Genomic DNA, 20,634 nt, shown 5'->3' with positions numbered 1-20,634 from the left:
TAGCTTTATTTAAGCTATGTTTATAATTATGGTTGTTATACTTATTAAATATTTTTGATATGTCTTTTCATTCAGTTAATAGACAATTCCATAGTACATTTTCGTACATTGTTCAATTCGGAATAATTATTCTCAATCATTGTTTAAATGATATCATGTGTCTATGCATGATGGCCAATGGTCAAACCCTTGGATTTAAGAAAGAGATTATATAAATAATATAATATGATTAAGAGGATTTGTTCATTTGTTGTGGGATTATTAATAATGTCATTCGGTGTGGCATTCTCAATCGTATCCACCCTCGGAACAACTCCGATAAGCTCAATTTCCTATTCTTTGACACTGATTACAGACATCAACATCGCAATCACCACCTTTGTCTTCAATGCGGCACTGATTTTAGTCCAATTTCTGATTCTGCGCTCACAGTTCAAAAGGAAAAGGCTACTTCAATTGATAAACTGCGTACTCTTCGGCTATTTCACTGATTTGGCGCTGTATCTGGTATCGTTCGTCCCATTCGACGGATCCATCTTGATGTGTGTAATATTCCTGGTTTTAAGCATTTTCCTCATCGCCTTGGGGATATTCATCTACATGCCCGCAAACATAGCGCCGCTTCCGGGCGAGGGATGCGTGGAGGCCATAGCCATCGTGACAGACTGGAGGTTTTCCACAATCAAGATAGGCTTCGATGCGACAATGGTTACAATATCCCTCATAATGTGCGGATTGTGGTATACAAGCATTTTTGGTGCAGTAAACATCGGAACAATCATTTCAGCGTTTCTTGTGGGATTCACATTAAGGCAAATAGCCAATCTTTACAATCACATCACCGGCGAGAATATAAATGTTGTGAATAGATAATTATTTAATCAATCAGTTCTTAAACTAAATATAGTGAGGTTTAAATATGGAATTTGGACTCTGGGAAAAATATTATACAGAAATTCTTGACGATTTCGGTTTTTCACGTGAAAACGATGAGGAATCCGCAAGGCTGTTGGATGAAATCCTATCTGTTGAAGGATGCCTGACATTGGATGATTTGGGTGAGATTGTTGGCTTTTCAGACAAATACATCGTATTTGGTGCCGGTCCGTCCCTAAAGGAGCATATCCAATTGCTAAAAGAGGATTATGATTTGAAGGATTATGTCCTGGTTGCGGCAGATGGTGCAACAACAGCATTAATTGAGGAAAAAGTAGTGCCTGATATAGTTGCAACAGATCTTGATGGTAAGCTTGATGACATACTTCTTGCAAACATAAGAGGAGCTAACATTATTATACATGCTCATGGCGACAACATCGAAAAAATCGCATCTCTAAGCTCATTCTTTAACAATGTTTTGGGAACCACACAGGCCCAACCTATAGGAAACCTCTACAATTTCGGAGGATTCACAGACGGTGACAGGGCACTCTTCCTGGCCGTGGCACTTGGAGCATCCCAGATAACCCTTGCAGGAATGGATTTTGGAGACATAGTGACAAAATACTCAAGACCAAACCTCGAAAGGGACACTGCCGAAGCCGATGACTTCAAGAAGAAAAAGCTGGTCTATGCAGAGAAGTTCACACAGTGGATAATTGACAACGAAAACGTTGAAGTCATTAATCTAAAGCAATAGTTAATATAATACTTAATATATAATATGATAACATGGGAATAGAAGATATTTTAATGCATGATGAGAGTCTTTTTCAAAACATCAATGCCTTTGATCCTGATTATGTGCCTCCAAACTACAATTTCAGGGACACACAGATGGAAGCAATGGCGATGTCAATAAGACCTGCAATGCGTGGAGGCCAACCATCAAATGCGGTTGTACTGGGCTCTCCGGCAACAGGAAAGACAACTGCAATGAGAAAAGTATTCGAATTAGTTGAAAAAAACACAGAAAAGGTAGTTTGCGTGTACATTAACTGTCAGATACACACAACACGCTTTGGAATCTTTTCACAAATCTACAAGAAGATATTCGGACACACTCCGCCTGAAACAGGAGTTCCTTTCTCAAGGATATATGATCAAATCATGAAGGAACTTCAGAAAAACTCAAAATCATTAATAGTTGCATTCGACGATATCAATTATCTATTCCAATCAAACAATGCTAATAAGGTAGTATATGATTTGTTAAGGGCATATGAGGAATATCCCGGAGTGAAATCCTCTATTTTTGCAATCCTCTCAGACCTTGAGTTCAAGTATGCCTTCGACAAGAATGTGAACACAGTCTTCATCCCTCAGGAAATCATATTCCCATTGTACACTTATTCTGAAATCGAGGCCATCCTTGGAGACCGTGTAAAGGCAGGATTCTTCCCTGGTGTGCTGTCTGATGATATTCTCGAGCAAGTCTCAATGTACACTCTTGAAAATGGTGACTTGAGAGTGGGAATCAATCTTTTGAGAAGCTGCGGTAATATCGCAGAGGCAGACGCAAGCCGTGAAATCACACAGGAACACCTGGACAAGGCAATAGACTCAATCGTTTCCGTCAATATCATGGATACCTTGGGCTCATTGAACGATAACGAAAAGGCAGTTTTAAGAATCGCCGCTGATTATGATGGCATATACACTGCAGGAGAGCTGTTGGAGCTATCCAAAGAAAAAATCGGTATAAGTAAATCCTCTTTCAATCGGGTAATCGACAAGCTTGAATTCGTAAGGCTGATCGATACCAAGTTTACAGGAAAAGGGGTTAAGGGAAATTCCCGTCAAATCATATTGAGATTCAACCCCGACGAATATTCATTCTGATTCCTGCAAATTTAGGGAAATTAGTTTCTGTTGAACATTAGAATATTGCATGATAGGCTCATAGTCTAATGTTTACAACCGTTTAAGGGTTTGGCATTGTAGAATAAGAGCCAGCTTAAATAACTGGCGCTTGTGCGGCCGCAACAGAAATAACAGATAATAGGAATGCTGTTATCACTACAAGCACTACCATGCAAGATTGAAAATCTAAATTACTATATGCTAATTCGTCTTTTATTGAACTTTTTTTTCTTAAGTCCACTTGGACTGTGGTGTCATTATTGCTAAACATTTTAATCACTATATTTAAAATTATCAAAAACATAATATAAACAAAGAGATAGAGAGCATTTGGGAAGTAATATTTTGGAGTAAAAATCATGAAAAATTACGAGTATTTTGACGTAACTGCCGACATTGGATTCAAGGCATATGGTGAAAGCCTGAATGAAGCGTTTGAAAATGCAGGATTGGCAATATTCAACATCATATCCGATACGTCAAACGTTGAACCTAAAAAGGAAATATCATTTAAGGTGCGCTCAGAGGACGAAATATCCCTTCTTTATGATTTCCTTGAGGAGCTGCTCTTCTACCATGAGATAGAATTCATGCTCTTCAGCGAGTTTCACGTTGAAATAGACGACATGCTGCAGTTGAGGGCAACAATAAGGGGCGAGGCCATTGACTGGGACAGGCATGAGAGAAAAACCGAAATCAAGGCCATAACCTACCATAAGATGGACGTCAGGAAAACGGACATCTTTGAGGTCCAGGCGATAGTTGACTTGTAACCATTTAAATAATATATATAATATAATAATAAACATGAAAAGAAATAGGATTGTTTCAAGAAACTTTGAAATGGTGATGGGAATAATAGGGTCCGTCATCGGAATATTTTCAGGATCCTTTCTTATATTTCTGGAAAGCTTGGGAAGTTTTCATACACCATTTTTAGGCTTAGTGGCCATAGCAGCTTCAATATTGGGGCTTGTGTCAGTTTATTATGTTAGTAAAAAACCTGAAGCCGCAGGAGTGGGTTTTGTCATTGCGACAATGTTCGTTATTGTGGGTTCGGAATACATCAATGTGGTGAGCGGAGTGTTCTTGCTCATTGCGGGAATATCAGCTTTATTTAGAAAATAATTGAATACCAAAACCTTATTAAAACACCACTAATATATATTAAAACAGAATATTTTTGTGATTATTATGAGCATTAAAGATGAGATTAAAAAAGTTAGGGACAACGTTTACGAGATTCCGGGCACCCACGACAAGAAAATGAGGGCTTCCGGAAGATTTTACATTGCGGACGAATACATTGACGAGCTTGAGGAAGGAGCCATCGAACAGATAATTAATGTTGCATGCCTTCCGGGCGTTCAAAGGTACTCAATCGGACTGCCGGATATTCATTTCGGATACGGCTTTCCAATAGGTGGGGTTGCAGCATTCAACCTTAGAAACGGTATCGTATCCCCTGGAGGGGTGGGTTTTGACATCAACTGTGGTGTCAGGCTGATCAGGTCCAACCTCACAATGGATGATATAGAGGAACATTTGGATGAGCTCACCGAAAAGCTGTTCAAGAACATTCCGTCAGGAGTGGGCAGCAAAGGCAAAATCAGGCTCGAGAAAAACGAAATCAACGACGTGCTTGACTACGGTGCCGAATGGGCTGTTAAAAACGGCTACGGATGGGATGAAGATTTGGAAGTCTTGGAGGAAAACGGAAGAATGGTCGATGCGGACTCAAGCATAGTGTCAGATAAGGCCAAAAAGAGAGGAATTCCTCAATTGGGCTCTTTAGGTTCTGGAAATCACTTCTTGGAAATCCAGATAGTCGATGAAATATACAACGAGGAAGTCGCAAAGGTATTCGGCCTTGAAAAGGGAATGATTGTCATAATGATTCACACAGGTTCCAGAGGCTGCGGACATCAGATATGCTCAGATTACTTAAGAATAATGGATAAGGCTTATAAAAATTACAAAATAGATATTTCAGACAGGCAACTGGCATGCGCACCTCTAAACTCAAAAGAGGCGCAAAACTATATCCAGGCAATGGCCGCTGCGGCAAACTATGCATGGGCAAACCGTCAGATGATAACCCACTGGATAAGGGAAACATTTGAGGATGTGCTTGGAAAATCCGCAAAAGACATGGAAATGGACATTGTCTATGATGTAGCTCACAATATTGCCAAAATGGAAACTCATAAGGTTTATAATCGTGAACAGGAAGTTCTGGTTCACCGTAAAGGTGCAACAAGAGCATTTGGACCGGGAAGAGAGGAAGTTCCTGAAAAGTACCGTGAAGTCGGACAGCCTGTTTTGATTCCTGGTACTATGGGAACAGCTTCATATATATTGCACGGTACAGAAACCGCAATGGAAGAGACTTTTGGTTCAACAGCACATGGTGCAGGAAGAATCCTTTCCCGTTCAAAGGCCAAAAAGGATTATGATGCGGATGAAATCACACAGGACCTTGAGTCAAAAGGCATCAAAATCAAGGCCACAAGCAAACATGTAATTGAAGAGGAAGCCCCTGGCGCATATAAGGATGTGGATTCCGTTGTAAGAGTATCCGACAGCACAGGCATCGCCAAACTCGTTGCCAAAGTGAAACCGTTATCAGTTTGCAAAGGATAGATAAACATGATCGGCATAATCGGCGGAAGCGGTGTATATGAAATCACCGAAAAGGCAGACAACTGTGAGGAAAAACTGGTCAAAACCGATTACGGAGACGTTACCGTGTCCATTTTGGACATCTTCTCCAAAAAGGTCGCATTCATCCCACGTCATGCCTCAGGACATTCAATTCCACCGCACAAAATCAATTTCCGTGCAAATATTGACGCCTTAAAAAATGTAGGCGTCAGCAAAATCATCGCAACAAACTCTGTAGGGTCAATGAACACCGACATGCCACCGGGTTCCTTTGTGATTCCCGATGACTTTCTGGATTTCTCACAGGACAGAAAGAAAACATTCTATGAGGATAAGGTCGTTCATATAGATGTGACCGAACCTTACTGCCCACAGTTAAGGGATGTTCTGGCCAAATCAGGGGATGTGATTCTTGGAGGAACCTATGTATGTACAGAAGGGCCAAGATTCGAGACTCCCGCTGAAATCAAGATGTTCAAAATGCTTGGAGGGGACCTTGTTGGAATGACTGGCGTTCCTGAAGTGACATTGGCTCGTGAAAGGGAGATTTGCTACAATTCAATCTGCATAGTTTCAAACTACGCTTCAGGAATATCCGAAGAGGAGCTGACCATTGACGAAGTGTTTGAGATGGTGGCACAAAAAGAGGGAGAATTGCTGGAATTGATATACAATTTCATTAAAAACGTCGATGATTCTGAAGAATGCTCATGCAATCATGCATTGGATGGAGCAGAAGTATAGAGGTGATTTAAATGCGTTTGGCTGTTGTATCAAGTGATGGTAAAAATGTGGACCTGCATCTTGGAAGGGGAAACTCCATATATGTTTATGACTATGACGGTGAGCTGACATTCGTTGAGAATAGAAATCTTGAAATCGCTGAGGATTCAAAGCACCAAGGCGGTAAGGTAATCAAGGCATGTGAGGATTGTGACGTTTTATTCTGTGTTCAATACGGTTTCAAATCCAAAATCAAGGCTGAAGATGCAAATATAAAACTTGTAATGGATGAAGGCCCAATCGATGAGGTTCTCCAAAGATATATCGATCATGTCGAATTCATGAAAAGTCTCTAGATTTTCATGCATAAAATATATTGTATATGAAATTTTTTTCTATTATATATTTTTCAGATATGGCTTTTGAATGCTTTGTTTTCAATTTAAAGCCATTAAATTCATTCTTGATTTTCTCATGTATATTTTTTTGAAATTTTTTTATTTTTGAAAAACGGTGAAATTTCCGAAAATTTCCACTATTTCAATAATCTTTATATATCATGAATAAAATAAGTAATTATAACCTTTATGGGCGGGTTTTATAAAATTAAATTTTAATTATAGATATTTCTCGAAAATAAGCGAGGATAACTTACAATAGTCAAATTAACGATTGTAAACTTATAATTGCTTTAAATCATTTTTACAATACAGAGAGTGTGTTAATGACTATTCTATAAAATTTTAATGGCATAAACGCCAACATTACAGATTAAATTTATAAGGTTGATATAATGGCAAAGGCAAAAGCAAGACGTAGAGTACGTGATACATGGAAAGAAAAATCCTGGTATACTATTAAAACACCAGTGAACTTTGAAGACAAAGAGATTGGAGAAACTCCGGCAAAAGATCCAGAACTCCTTATTGGAAGAGGAGTCGAAGTAACCATGAGAGAATTGACCGGTGACTTCTCAAAACAATACATCAAACTCAGATTTGAAATTGACAATGTAGCAGGAAATGTTGCAAACACCAAATTTACAGGTCACAAGACCACTACCGATTATGTAAGAAGCATGATCAGAAGAGGAACTTCCAGAATCGATGCTTCCGCAATCGTAAAAACCAAAGATGACCGCAAATTAAAACTCCAAGTTTTAGCTGTAACAATCAGAAGGGCTAAATCTTCCCAACAAAGATTCATGAGAAAAACCATTGAAGATTTACTCATTGAAGCAGCTGCTGAAAAAACTTTCGATGAGTTAGTTAAAGTTTGCGTAAACGGTAAATTAGCATCCGAGATTTACCACAACGCTAAAAAGATTTACCCTCTCAAAAGAGTGGAAATCATCAAAAGTAAAGTAATCAAATAGATTGCTTTATTCAATTCTTTTTTTTAATTTTCGGATTATTTCTCTATTATTATAATTTTTTTTGTTCATTAATTGAATATACTAATTAATCCATTTTTAATTTTATAGTATATTTATATTATATGTTTAGTATTTATTATCTTATAATGTAAAAATTCTAAATTTTTGTTAAAAATCCATTTATTAAAGTTTATATATTAGTAAATAATAATATAGATATCACGATAGACTCTCCCTGACATGATAAAAAATCATGTTAAGAATATGGGAGGGGGTGTATTATGTTAAGAAAAGAGATATTAATTATATGTTTAATAATATGTTGTCTTTTCTCACTGCAGGCCGTTGCGGCAGCAAGTGATGGAAATTCAACAGATCAAGTTGTTTTAACAACAGACGGTAATGTCTCTGCATATTCACTTCCTAACACAGATGATCAGCTGCGAGATGGAAGTGATGCAGGAACATTTTCAGACTTGCAGAATGATTTGAGCCTTGGAGGCGACATAGTATTAACTAAAAATTATACTTTTGATAGTGATAAAGACACTGGACTGGTTAACGGTATTTCTGTTCCAGATACAGTTAACAGTATAACTGGTATCGGAAACATAGTTATCGATGGTAGCCGGCAGGCTAGAATATTTAATATACACAGCAGTCACAGTATAATACTAACAGGAATTACATTTATTAATGCCAATGCTGATGGAAACGGAGGGTCTATAAATTCCGATGGTACATTAATAATTTCCGATTGTAATTTCATAAACAACACTGCTAGTTGCCATGGTGGTGCGGTATACCTAGGATCCGGTGAAGGAGATACAATTACCAACTGTAACTTTGAAGGCAATATCGCTGGAGGAAATGGTGGTGCTATAGATTGGTATGCCGGTTCATCAAAAGGTCAGATTGCAGGTTCCACTTTCACAGACAATACTGCTAAACGTTCAGGTGGTGCTGTACACTGGAGTGGTCACTATGGTACTATAAGAGATTCTAATTTCACTAACAATATTGCTACCGGTGAAGTGACTGGTGAAATCGGTGGTATCGTTGGTGGTGGAGACGGTGGTGCTGTACTATGGGTAGGTAGTAATGGTACTGTCGACAATTGTATATTTACTAATAACGTTGCTCAAAACCGTGGTGGAGCTATATTCCTACATGGTAACTCTACAGAAAACTGTACTAATACTACATTAAGTCATTCCATATTCATTAACAATAATGCTGGTTTGAATGGTGGTGCAGTTGATTGGCAAGAAGGTGCTCATGATGGTGTTGTAACTTATTGTGATTTCACTAACAATACTGCAAGTAGTACAGGTGGTGCTGTATACTGGAGTGGTCATAATGGTACAATACTACATTCCAACTTTACCAACAATAAGGCATTAGGTACTGTTAATGGAACAGGTCCAGATGGTTCTATTATTCCTGGTGGTAATGGTGGTGCTATTGTATGGAAAGGTGCTGAGGGTGATATTATAAACACTACCTTTAGATTGAATAATGCTTCACGTAATGGTGGTGCTATATTCATGCAAGCTGGTTCTAATGAAGATTGTAGTAATATTACTGTTGATGGTGGTTTGTTTATTGAGAACTATGCTGGTGTTAATGGTGGTGCTCTAGATTGGTATGAAGGTGCTCATGATGCGGATCTCTATAATTCTGTATTTATTAACAATACTGCTGAGAGGTCTGGTGGTGCTGTATACTGGTTTGGTCATGATGGTACTATTGCAAATTCCACATTTGAGAATAACCGTGCTTTAGGTAATGTTAATGCTACTGACTCTTATGGTAGGATTACTCCTGGTGGTCATGGTGGTGCTATTATGTGGACTGGTGCTAATGGTACAGTTTTAAACAGTACCTTTAGATTGAATAATGCTTCACGTAATGGTGGTGCTATATATATGCAAGGTAGTACTGAAGGTGATTGTAGTAATATTACAGTTGATGATTGTGACTTTATTGAGAATTATGCAGGTATTAATGGTGGTGCTCTAGATTGGTATGAAGGTGCACACGACTCAACACTTTCAAATTCATATTTCTTTAACAATACTGCTGAGAGGTCTGGTGGTGCTGTATACTGGTTTGGTCATGATGGTACTATTGCAAATTCCACATTTGAGAATAACCGTGCTTTAGGTAATGTTAATGCTACTGACTCTTATGGTAGGATTACTCCTGGTGGTCATGGTGGTGCTATTATGTGGACTGGTGCTAATGGTACAGTTTTAAACAGTACCTTTAGATTAAATAATGCTTCACGTAATGGTGGTGCTATCTACATGCAAGGTAGTACTGAAGGTGATTGTGATAATATTCTTGTTGATGGCAGTGAATTTGTTGAGAATTATGCTGGTATTAATGGTGGTGCAGTAGATTGGTATGAAGGGTCCCATGATTCAACACTTTCAAATTCATATTTCTTTAACAACACTGCTAAGAGGTCTGGTGGTGCTGTATACTGGTACGGTCATAGGGGTACAATCAGAAATTCAACATTCACTGACAACCAAGCATTAGGTCTTGTAAACGCATCAAGTCCATACGGTTACAATACCACTGGTGGAGACGGTGGAGCAGTCATTTGGACTGGATCCGATGGTCTTATGGACAATTGTACCTTTACAAACAACCACGCTGCAAAACGTGGTGGAGCTATGTACCTACAAGGCGGTGAATTTGAGAATTGTACAAATGTAACAATCAATAATGGAATATTTAAAGATAATCGTGCTGAAACTAATGGTGGTGCTATAGACTTCCACGAAGGAGCAACTGACGGATACATTATTGGATCAACATTTGACAACAACACTGCAGTGACTGGTTTTGGAGGAGCTTTAGTATGGAGAGGTCATAATGGTGAAGTTGAAGGTTCATCATTTACCAATAACTATGCTAGAGGTGATGGTGGAGCTGCTTATATTGAAGGAGAATCATGTAGCTTATATAATTCAACATTTAATAATAACATTGCTGGAGACGACGGTGGTGCTGTATACTGGACTGGAGACCATGGTGAAATATTCAATGTAACCGCTAATAATAATAAAGGTATTAGTGAGGGTGCTTCTCACTCCAAAGGAGGAACCATAATCATAACAGGTTCCCACATGACTGTCGATACCCTTGTTGTATCAAATAGTTTTGCCGAAGAGGAAGCAGGAGGACTTTTCCTTACAGGTAATTATGTAAATGTAACTAATGCCAAATTCACCAAATGTTATGCAAGTATGGATCGTACTGCGCAAAATATTACCCGAGGTGGTGGAGCTGTTATTATTGGAAATAACACTCGCCTCATAAATGTTACTATTGAAGATTCCCAAGCCGAAAGAGGTGGAGCAATCTACTGGCAAGGTAATGACGGTTATGCTTATAACGTTACAGCCACTAGAAACTTTGCACCTGAGGAAGGTGGAGCATTATACATTGCTGGTGAAGACTGTCAAATATACGAATCAGAGTTCACTGACAATATCGCTGGTGATGATGGTGGAGCAATCTACTGGGAAGGAGATAACGGTCATATTGAAGAATGTAACTTTGAAAACAACACAGGTTTAAGTATGTGGAATCAATATGATGGCAAATCCCATACTTCCAAAGGTGGTACAGTTTCAATCATCGGTGACAATCTAAAATTATTAAATTCCAACTTCACAGGTTCTTCCACCCATAACAATGGAAATAATAACAACTTTGGTGGTACATTATTCATTACAGGTGAAGATGTAAAAATTGATGGTTGTGACTTTAATGACAGTAGTTCTCAAGGTTCAGATGGTGGAACAATATATATAATTGGTAATCGTACTGAAATTTCAGACTCCACTTTTTCCAATTCTACTGCAAGATCTGGTGGTGCAATATACGTGGACGGTACCTATACCGTAATCAAGGGTTCCGAATTCGATACTTGTACTGCTAACAGTCCAGGAGCTCAAGGTGGTGCTATTTATATCCATGGTCAACAAACTGTTGTTGAAGAATCTAACTTTGTCAATTCTTCTGCCGCATTCCGTGGTGGAGCTATTTATATTGATGGTTTGAATGCTATTATAAGAAATTCCAACTTCACAGATTCTTCCGTTTCTGGTGAAAAATATTATAATCAAAACCCTCGTGGTGGAGCAGTTTACATTAAAGAGAACTATGCTACAATTGAAGGTTCTATTTTCAATCATTCCACTGTGTCAAGCGATGTTGGTGAGGGTGGAGCTATTTTCGTTCAAGGTAATTATGCTAATGTTAGCGGTTCTGAATTTGAATCTTCAAGTGCAAAGACCGGTGGAGCAGTATATCTTGAAGGTAATAGTGCTACAGTAAGTGACTCTACATTCACCTCTTCTCATGCTAATGAAAATGGTGGTGCAATGTACTCTACAGGTTCAAACTCTCTTGTATTAAATTCTAACTTTAATGATAACTTGGCAGAGTTGAGTGGAGGAGCTATATATTGGTATGGTGGAGCCAATTCTAGATATAATACTGTTAATGGTTGTACATTCACAAATAACATTGCACATGGTAATACTACTGGAACTATTACAAGAGGTGGAGGTGCTATTTATTGGTCTGAAGGTGGATACTACGGCACTATTAAAGATTCCAAGTTCTATAATAATTCCGTTCAATCCACTATTAGTAAAAAAGTGGATGGTGGAGCTGTTTTATGGGATAAAAGTTATCATGCATTGGTTGATAATTGTATTTTTGTAGGCAATTTCGTCACCACTGACGGTGATACATCAGGTACATCAGCTTCAGATGTTTGGGCTCAAGGAGGAGCTATGTATTTAAGACCAAATGCTAATTATACTATACGTAATTGTCTATTTGAGAATTGTTCTTCATCTAAGGAAGCTGGTGCATTGTATATACAAGGACTTGCATCTAGTAGTGCCCGTATGATTACACTTGAAGATTCAGTATTCATAAATAACGTTGCTCAAGCTAATGGTAAATATAACATTAATGGTGGAGGTGCGATTCAGATTAAAGAATGTCCTCATGCTGTATTTAATAATATTACATTTATAAACAATACCGCTAATAAAGGTGGGGGTTTATGTGTCTATAATAGTGTATCTGATTTAGTAGTAACTGGTGTTAATTTCACAGGAAATAAAGCAAATAGGGGATCTGCAATTTCTGCATCAGTATTTTTCACATTAAATGATGCTGTACTTCTTGATAATAGGGCAGATACCACCAAATTCGACTTAGATTTTAATCAAAATTCAGGTAGCGTCGACATAGTATTGGAAGGAGCAGATACTCACTTAAATTCAATGTATATTAAACATGGAAATAAAGGATTTACTATATCTTGTAATAATGTTACATATTGGACTGATAATAACATAACAACTGGTCAGACAGCTGTTCAAACCGGCACTATATCTTCTATAAAAGACGGTTTCGCTCGTGAAGCAGGTATACCTGTACTCGTTGAAATATTTGATGGGGACAATAATAAATTATATGAAGGTGTTTATGCAACAGATGCAGATGGTAAAATCCACTTGGAAGTTGCAAATGTCCTAACTGAACCATATCAATTAGATGATATTTATGTGAATGCAAGACTTCTAAATGAAGATTACTATACCAGGGCAGCAGATACCTCAAGAGATAAAGATGTTTTCATTGACGCTTCTGCATTGGACACCATATTCCATAGAAACACAACAGTCACTGCAAACATCACTGGTAAGACCGGAAGTATTCTACAAAGTGCAAGAGGTATCATTTCTGTTTATATTGACGATGTATTTAAAGGAAACATGACTATTGAAAACGGTAAAGGATCTTTGGAAAACATTCTCACCAATTTCACTGCAGATAAGTTCTTTGAAGTTGGCAATCACACAGTATTCTTAAAATACTGGGGTGACGCAAAATACAATGAAGTTAACACAACAGTTTCATTCAACATAACTAAAGCACAATCCAATTTAACAGTCAATATGGATGATATGGGATATAACCTTTACATGAATTTCACAATTTTCGATGATTGGGATGGCAAAGCATATGAGGATGCTAATGGAATAGCAACCGTTAACTTTTATAGTGAAGAGGATCCATCAACTGTTGTTAGATTTGTGGATGTTAAAATTGTTGATGGTTTCGGTTCTGTAGTGATTCGCGATTTGCTTCCTAGAAATTACACTATAAGGACAATTTATCATGATGACAATAACTATAACGGTTCATCCTATGAAGCAAATTATACTTTGCATCAAAAAGAATTTGCTGCTGTTTTCATTGAGGTAAATGCGTATGACATTATGGTGAATGATACAGTTTACATCAATGTCACAATCGTTCCGCCTGAAGGATATGATGTACCGGGTAATGTAACCTTGTATCTTGATAATATAGGTTATAATTTAACATTAACTATGGGAGCTACCAATGCAACAGCTACATTCAACGCAACTAATCTGACTGCAGGAATTAAGAAGGTAATAGTATTCTATGAAGGTAGTAAACTTTTAGGACCTGCTAAAGGTGAAGCTGATTTCAGGGTACTTAAATATGACACTCCACTTTCAGCAGATGTCACAAACATTACTGTCATTCAAAATGAAATAATCAATATCACCCTTTCAAATGACACTACTGGTGTCGTTTCAGTGATCGTTGACGGAAAAGAATACTTCGGCAGAGTTAAGAATGGTACTGTATCAATTGAACTTCCAAAATTGCCTGTAGGTAAATATAATGTAACCCTATACTATGAGGGAGATAATAAATATAATAATGCTACCAATTACACAGTATTCTATGTAGTCCCAATGGCACCTGAAATTATTATTGATGTTGACAATGTAACTTATGGAAATGAAACCTTAATTGTCGTAACACTTCCTGAAGACGCTACAGGAAATGTAACTGTCAAAATTAATGATACCTATTATGTATTTGACACACAAAACCTCACCGACGGCAAAGCAATCTTGCCTGGTGTCGTATTGTCTGCCGGCAACTACACAGTTGAGGTTACATATAACGGTGATGAAAACTACGCAGCAAATACAAACAGCGCCAATTTCACAGTATTTAAAGCAACACCAATGCTCAATATTACTGCTGAAGACATATACTATGGTGAAGAAGCAAATATTACTGTGACAGTTCCTGATGGAGTAACAGGAAATATAACAATTAAGATTAATGGAACTGATAAGAATATTACCTTGCCGATTGTTGACGGTAAGGTCAATTGGACTGTCGGAGGTTTGGCTGTTGGAAATTATGTAGTCATTGCTACCTATAGTGGAAATGCAAACTACACTGACGCTGTAGTAACCGATGACTTTAACGTATTGCAAATCGGCACAGTCTTAGATGTTGATGTGCATAACATCCCGGTATGGGATACAGAATATGTAAATGTTACAATTAAAGACGCTGCCGGCAACATTATCACTAATGCAACCGGTAACGTAACCATGAACATTGACGGTGTTGACTACACTGCAGAAATCAAAGACGGTGTTGCAAGATTCAACATTTCCAGCTTGACTGTCGGACACAAAGTCGCTTGGGTATTCTATGATGGAGATAGAAACATTACCGGCAACAGATCAAAGGCTGAATTTGATGTTACCCAAAGAGTTCCTGAAGTAAACGTAACTGCCTTGAACATTACTGTTGACCAGGAAGGAAAAATCACAATCAACATTCCTGCCAATGCAACTGGTTTCGTAATCTTAAGCGGAAACTTCACTAAAAGTCCAATATATGTAGACAAGTTCACAAATGGTGTAGCCGAAATCACTGTAAATGATTTGGCTGTTGGAAACTACAGTGTACACATCAAATACTATGGGGGTACACTTGACAATTACACAGTTGCTGAAAATGACACAACTTTCAGAGTGGATTCCATAAACACTACAATATCTATTGATGTCGAATCTATTGATTATGGAAATAAAGCAAATATCACTGTAACTGTTAATAATAATGCAACTGGTTATATAACTATTAGAATTAATGAAACTAGAACAATTACTTTACCTATTGTTGACGGTAAAGTCAATTGGATTGTAGAAGACCTCGCTGCTGGTAACTACACAGTTTACGCTAATTACAGCGGTGATGGCAAATATAATGTAAATGAAACTAATAAAACATTTGAAGTAAGACAAATCTCACCTAATGTTGAAATTATTCATGTTGATTCCATATCCGGTGAAAATGCAACCATTATTGTCAGAGCAGATCCTAGAGTAACCGAGAATGTGACTATTGAAGTTCGAGGTAAACAATATTCAATGGCTGTTGATGAGGATGGCGTTGCCCTATTCACTACTGATGTTCTTGAAAACGGCACTTACACAATTGTTGCATCCTATCCTGGTGACAGAAACTTCACAGTTAACTCTACTGAATACACATTCACTACTAACCGGACTTCTGATTATGTAATGAATATTACTGCATCCGATATTTATGTTGGAAACAACACCAACATTACTGTCTATGTTCCTGTTGATGCAACCGGTAACGTAATCATTGAATTGAACGGAACCAATTACACTGTTGCTATCAGTCAAGGAAAAGCTGTATTGAATAACGTTTCAACACTTAAAGAAGGTGTTTACATTGTTACTGCTTACTTCGGTAATGATAAATATGTAAATAAAACAGCATCTACCAGATTCACTGTATCTAAAGTTGGTAGTCCGATTAAAGTTGATGTTGAAAACATCCTTTACGTTGATGATACTGCATATATCAATGTTACTGTACCTGATGATAATGCCGGTAATGTAACTATTGAAATCAACGGTAAAGTTTATGGTCCTGAAAGCGTCACTGATGGCGTTGCAAGATTCGTTGTTCCTAATGTAACCTACGGCAATAAGACTGTAGCTATAACTTACTCAGGAACCGATAAGTATGTATCCAATTTCACTACCGCTAACTTCGCCGTATCTAAACGCACTCCTATTGTAAATGTTACCAATATCACTATTATTGTCGGTAATGATGCTGTAATCAATATTTCAGGTCCTAGTGACCGCAATGGTACTTTAATCGTTTCTGTTGATGGTGCCAATTATGCAGTCAAAATGACTGGAGGCAATGCTACTTTAACCGTTAATGGATTAAGTGTTGGCAATTACACTGTATCTGTAACTTATGTTGAGAATGATAAGTATGTTGAAGGTACTGCTAGTGGTTGGGTGAATGTCACAGCTAAAGGAACATCCGCTATCAATATCACTGTAGAGGATGTTTATTATGTCGGTGAAGAGATTGTAATTGCCCTAACTCCTGTTAATTCCACTGGTAATATTAGTGTTACTATAAACGGTGAAAAGTATAATATTACTAATAATAAAGTGACAATCGAAAATGGATTGCCTATGGGCACCTATGAAATAGTTGCTGTCTTGGATGAAGACGAATATTATTATGGATCTACCGCAAATGCAACATTCCAAGTTGTTAAAAAGAATATGACAATTAGTGTCAACACAACCACCGTTCCTGCAACTATTTATGTTGGCAGTCCGGTAACTATCACTGCTAACTTGAATGAGTCAGTTACAGGTGATGTTGTATTTACAATCAACGGCGCTAACTACACTGTACATGTTGCAGATTCTAATGTTGCTACTATCGCGTACACTCCTGTTAATAATGATACAATTACTGTTGTCGCCACATTCATGGGCAATGATAAATATAAAGGTAACGTATCTGATCCTCAGAAATTCAATGTCAATCGTGTTCCTACTGATATCAGTGTGACAGTTAAAACTCCAATCACTTATGGTGATGTGGCTGTCATTACTGTTGAATTGAATGAGACTATAAACGCTACTGTCAAATTGACTGTTGATGGTAAGGAATATGATGTTGCCATTATCAATGGTAAAGGCGGATTAAATGTTTCAGGATTGAATAGTGGTGACCATAAAGTCAATGTAACTTATGCTGGTGACGATAAGTATGTCGGAAGTGAAAACTCTACAAGCTTCACTGTGGATAATGCTACTTTAGTTGCTGATGTGACCGCATTAAATGTCACTGTTGAGCAAAACACTACATTCGTCATAAATGTCACTGATGACTTTAATGGAAATGTTTCAATCAAAGTTGGAGATAAAGTACTGTACAACGGAAGTGCAAAAACCTTAATCCTTGCTGATGTATTGCCTGCCGGAGATAAGACCGCTACTGTTGTATTCTATGGCGACAGCAATTATGATGAACTAACATTAAATGATGTTAAATTCACTGTTTCAAGAGTTGATCCATCTATCGATGTGGTTATTGATGATGTGACTTATCCTGATAAGGCTGTTGCATTTATTTATGTTGGCAATGATGCTAACGGTACTGTCAATATCACTGTAGACGGTAAAGTATTCAGCGGCACCGTATCTAAAGGTGTTGCTCAAGTTGATTTAACCGGTTTATCTGCAGGAAGTAAAGTCGCTAGTGTCGAATTCTTCGCAACAGATGATTATAATGATAACGCTACTGCTAGCGCTAAATTCACAGTTTTAAAAGCAAATACAACATTGGATGTTGAATTCAAACCTATTATCTATGTAAATGAAACTCAAGTCATAAATATTACAGTTAACAATACAAACGCAACTGGTAATGTCACCATCATGATTGGTGGCAAAAACTATACTGCACCTTTAATAAACGGTCGTGCTAACTTCACAACCGATTTACTGCCTTATGGAAACCATACATTGACTGTAATCTATGAAGGAGATAAGAACTTAACAGGTAGCTTGATTTCCAAAACAATTGAAGTAATTAAATTACCATCCGATTTAACAATCAGCGTCACTAATATCACTACCGCTTCAGATGAAACCATTAAAGTAAATGTAACTACTGGTGCTACTGGTTCCGTAGTGATTACAGTAGATGGCAAAGATTACTATGTAGATCTTGATAACGGCGTTGCAACATTAGCATTAAGTAATTTAGCTAATAAAACATACACAGTTCATGCTAAATACCTTGGTGATGATAACTACACAACCTGTGAAGGTGACGCAAGCTTTAATGTGGCTAAAGTCAATTCCACAGTAAGTGTCAAAGTTGAAAACATCACTGTCGGTGATGTTGCTGTGGTCAACATTACTGTACCGGCTGATGCTACAGGCAACGTGACTGTTGAAATAGATGGTGTTGGAACTTACACTGTTCCTGTTGCTGGCGGAACTGGCTTATGGGTCGTAAAAGACTTAGAAGTTGGTACCTACACTGTTAAAGTAACTTATAATGGTGATGATAACTACTTGCCAAGCAACAATGAGACAACATTCAAAGTATCTAAAGCCGAATCTGGTGACATTAAAGTGGTTGATCAAGGTAACCGTACTGTTGTAATTACAGTTCCTGGTAAAGACGGTAATGTGACAGTCAAAGTTGGAAATAACACTTACAATGCAACAGTTGTAGATGGTGTGGCTACCGTTGATTTAGTCAATGAAACTCCTGGACCTAAAGATATAACTGTATTCTACTCCGGTGATGAAAACAATCCAAATGCAACTGCAAACGCTACTGTTAACATTCCTAAATATGATACTCCAATGAGCATTGAAGTTGCCAATTCAACTGTTGGAAATGTTACCACAGTTATTGTCAATGTTCCTAAAGATGTTAAAGGTAATGTGACTGTTGCCATTGACGGTAAAACTTACTCTGTAAAACCGGTTGATGGTAAAGCAGTATTTGAAATTGAAGGTTTAATCGCTGGTAATAAGACAGTTGCTGCAAGTTATGCTGGCGATGACTGGTTTGTAGCTAATTCCACTGTCGCTCACTTTAAAGTCGATAAAGTTGCTTCAAGCGTAAATGTCACTGGCGATGTGATTAATGTTGGTGAAAATGCAACAATCACTATAACAGGTCCTAAAGACTACAACGGAACAGCTGTTGTTAATGTTGACGGTAAAAACTACACTGTATCAATTAGCAATGGTGCTGGTCAGTTAGAAATTACCGGACTTGCAAATGGCACTTATGATGTAAAAGTGACACTTCTTGAAACTGATAAATATCTTGGAAGTGAAAATGACACTGCTAAAGTCCTAGTTAATAAGGTTGAATCATTCGTCACTGTTAATGTTGATGATATCACTGTCGGTGATGTTGCTGTGGTCAATATTACTGTGCCTGCTGATGCTACTGGCAATGTGACTGTTGAAATAGTCGGTGTTGGAACTTACACTGTTCCTGTTGCCGGTGGAGCTGGCGTATTGGTCGTAAAAGACTTGAAGGTTGATAACTACACTGTTAAAGTGACTTATAATGGTGATGGTAAATACTTGCCTAACAACAATGAGACAACATTCAAAGTATCTAAAGCTGACTCTGATGACATTAAAGTTATTGATCAAGGCAATGGAACTGTTGTTATAACTGTTCCTGGTGAAGATGGTAATGTAACCGTTAAAGTTGGAAATGAAACTTATAATGTTACTGTTGTTAATGGTACTGCAGTTGTAACCTTGAATAATGTAACTCCTGGCGAACATGAAATCGAAGTGATTTACTCCGGTGATGAAAACCATAACGGCACTTCAACTAACTCTACTGTAAGCATTCCTAAATATGATACTCCAATGAGCATTGAAGTTGCCAATTCAACTGTTGGAAATGTTACCACAGTTACCGTCAATGTTCCTAAAGATGTTAAAGATAATGTGACTGTTGCTATTGATGGTAAAACTTACTCTGTAAAACCGGTTGATGGTAAAGCAGTATTTGAAATTGAAGGTTTAATCGCTGGTAATAAGACAGTTGCTGCAAGTTATGCTGGTGATGACTGGTTTGTAGCTAATTCCACTGTCGCTCACTTTAAAGTCGATAAAGTTGCTTCAAGCGTAAATGTCACTGGCGATGTGATTAATGTTGGTGAAAATGCAACAATCACTATAACAGGTCCTAAAGACTACAACGGAACAGCTGTTGTTAATGTTGACGGTAAAAACTACACTGTATCAATTAGCAATGGTGCTGGTCAGTTAGAAATTACCGGA

General features: G+C 37.7%; 10 protein-coding genes. All 10 read left to right on the top strand.

All coding sequences use genetic code 11. From position 1 onward, the window contains the following. Positions 1-225: 225 nt before the first annotated feature. The gene (locus tag MBBTH_RS08950) at positions 226-873 is read left to right on the top strand and encodes a YczE/YyaS/YitT family protein (protein WP_116592709.1); all 648 of its coding nucleotides are present in this window, start codon (positions 226-228) and stop codon (positions 871-873) included. 46 nt (positions 874-919) lie between these two features. Continuing rightward, on the top strand, positions 920-1,639 hold the full coding sequence (locus MBBTH_RS08945) for a 6-hydroxymethylpterin diphosphokinase MptE-like protein (RefSeq protein ID WP_116592708.1): 720 nt from the start codon (positions 920-922) through the stop codon (positions 1,637-1,639). A 32-nt stretch (positions 1,640-1,671) separates the two neighbouring features. Then, entirely contained in the window at positions 1,672-2,781 is a 1,110-nt protein-coding gene (locus tag MBBTH_RS08940) for an ORC1-type DNA replication protein (protein WP_116592707.1), read from the top strand. A gap of 380 nt (positions 2,782-3,161) precedes the next feature. Next, positions 3,162-3,575, top strand: a complete 414-nt coding sequence (locus MBBTH_RS08935; protein WP_116592706.1) for an archease — start codon at positions 3,162-3,164, stop codon at positions 3,573-3,575. A gap of 139 nt (positions 3,576-3,714) precedes the next feature. Beyond that, positions 3,715-3,930 carry a hypothetical protein gene (locus tag MBBTH_RS08930; protein WP_133241953.1) on the top strand — a complete coding sequence of 72 codons (216 nt, stop codon included), beginning with the start codon at positions 3,715-3,717 and terminating at the stop codon, positions 3,928-3,930. 66 nt (positions 3,931-3,996) lie between these two features. Continuing rightward, entirely contained in the window at positions 3,997-5,445 is a 1,449-nt protein-coding gene (locus MBBTH_RS08925) for an RtcB family protein (protein WP_116592704.1), read from the top strand. 6 nt (positions 5,446-5,451) lie between these two features. Next, on the top strand, positions 5,452-6,210 hold the full coding sequence (gene mtnP, locus MBBTH_RS08920; RefSeq protein WP_116592703.1) for an S-methyl-5'-thioadenosine phosphorylase: 759 nt from the start codon (positions 5,452-5,454) through the stop codon (positions 6,208-6,210). Positions 6,211-6,221: 11 nt separating this feature from the next. Then, positions 6,222-6,545: a NifB/NifX family molybdenum-iron cluster-binding protein gene (locus MBBTH_RS08915; protein ID WP_116592702.1), complete on the top strand. Its 324-nt coding sequence runs from the start codon at positions 6,222-6,224 to the stop codon at positions 6,543-6,545. A 437-nt stretch (positions 6,546-6,982) separates the two neighbouring features. Next, positions 6,983-7,564, top strand: a complete 582-nt coding sequence (locus MBBTH_RS08910; RefSeq protein WP_116592701.1) for a 30S ribosomal protein S3ae — start codon at positions 6,983-6,985, stop codon at positions 7,562-7,564. A gap of 281 nt (positions 7,565-7,845) precedes the next feature. Beyond that, positions 7,846-20,634: Ig-like domain-containing protein (locus MBBTH_RS08905; RefSeq protein WP_133241952.1), on the top strand; the 12,789-nt coding region annotated here is incomplete at its 3' end.

It is taken from the genome of Methanobrevibacter thaueri (assembly GCF_003111625.1).
Lineage (GTDB): Archaea > Methanobacteriota > Methanobacteria > Methanobacteriales > Methanobacteriaceae > Methanocatella > Methanocatella thaueri.
This window is presented reverse-complemented; position numbering and strand designations above follow the sequence as displayed.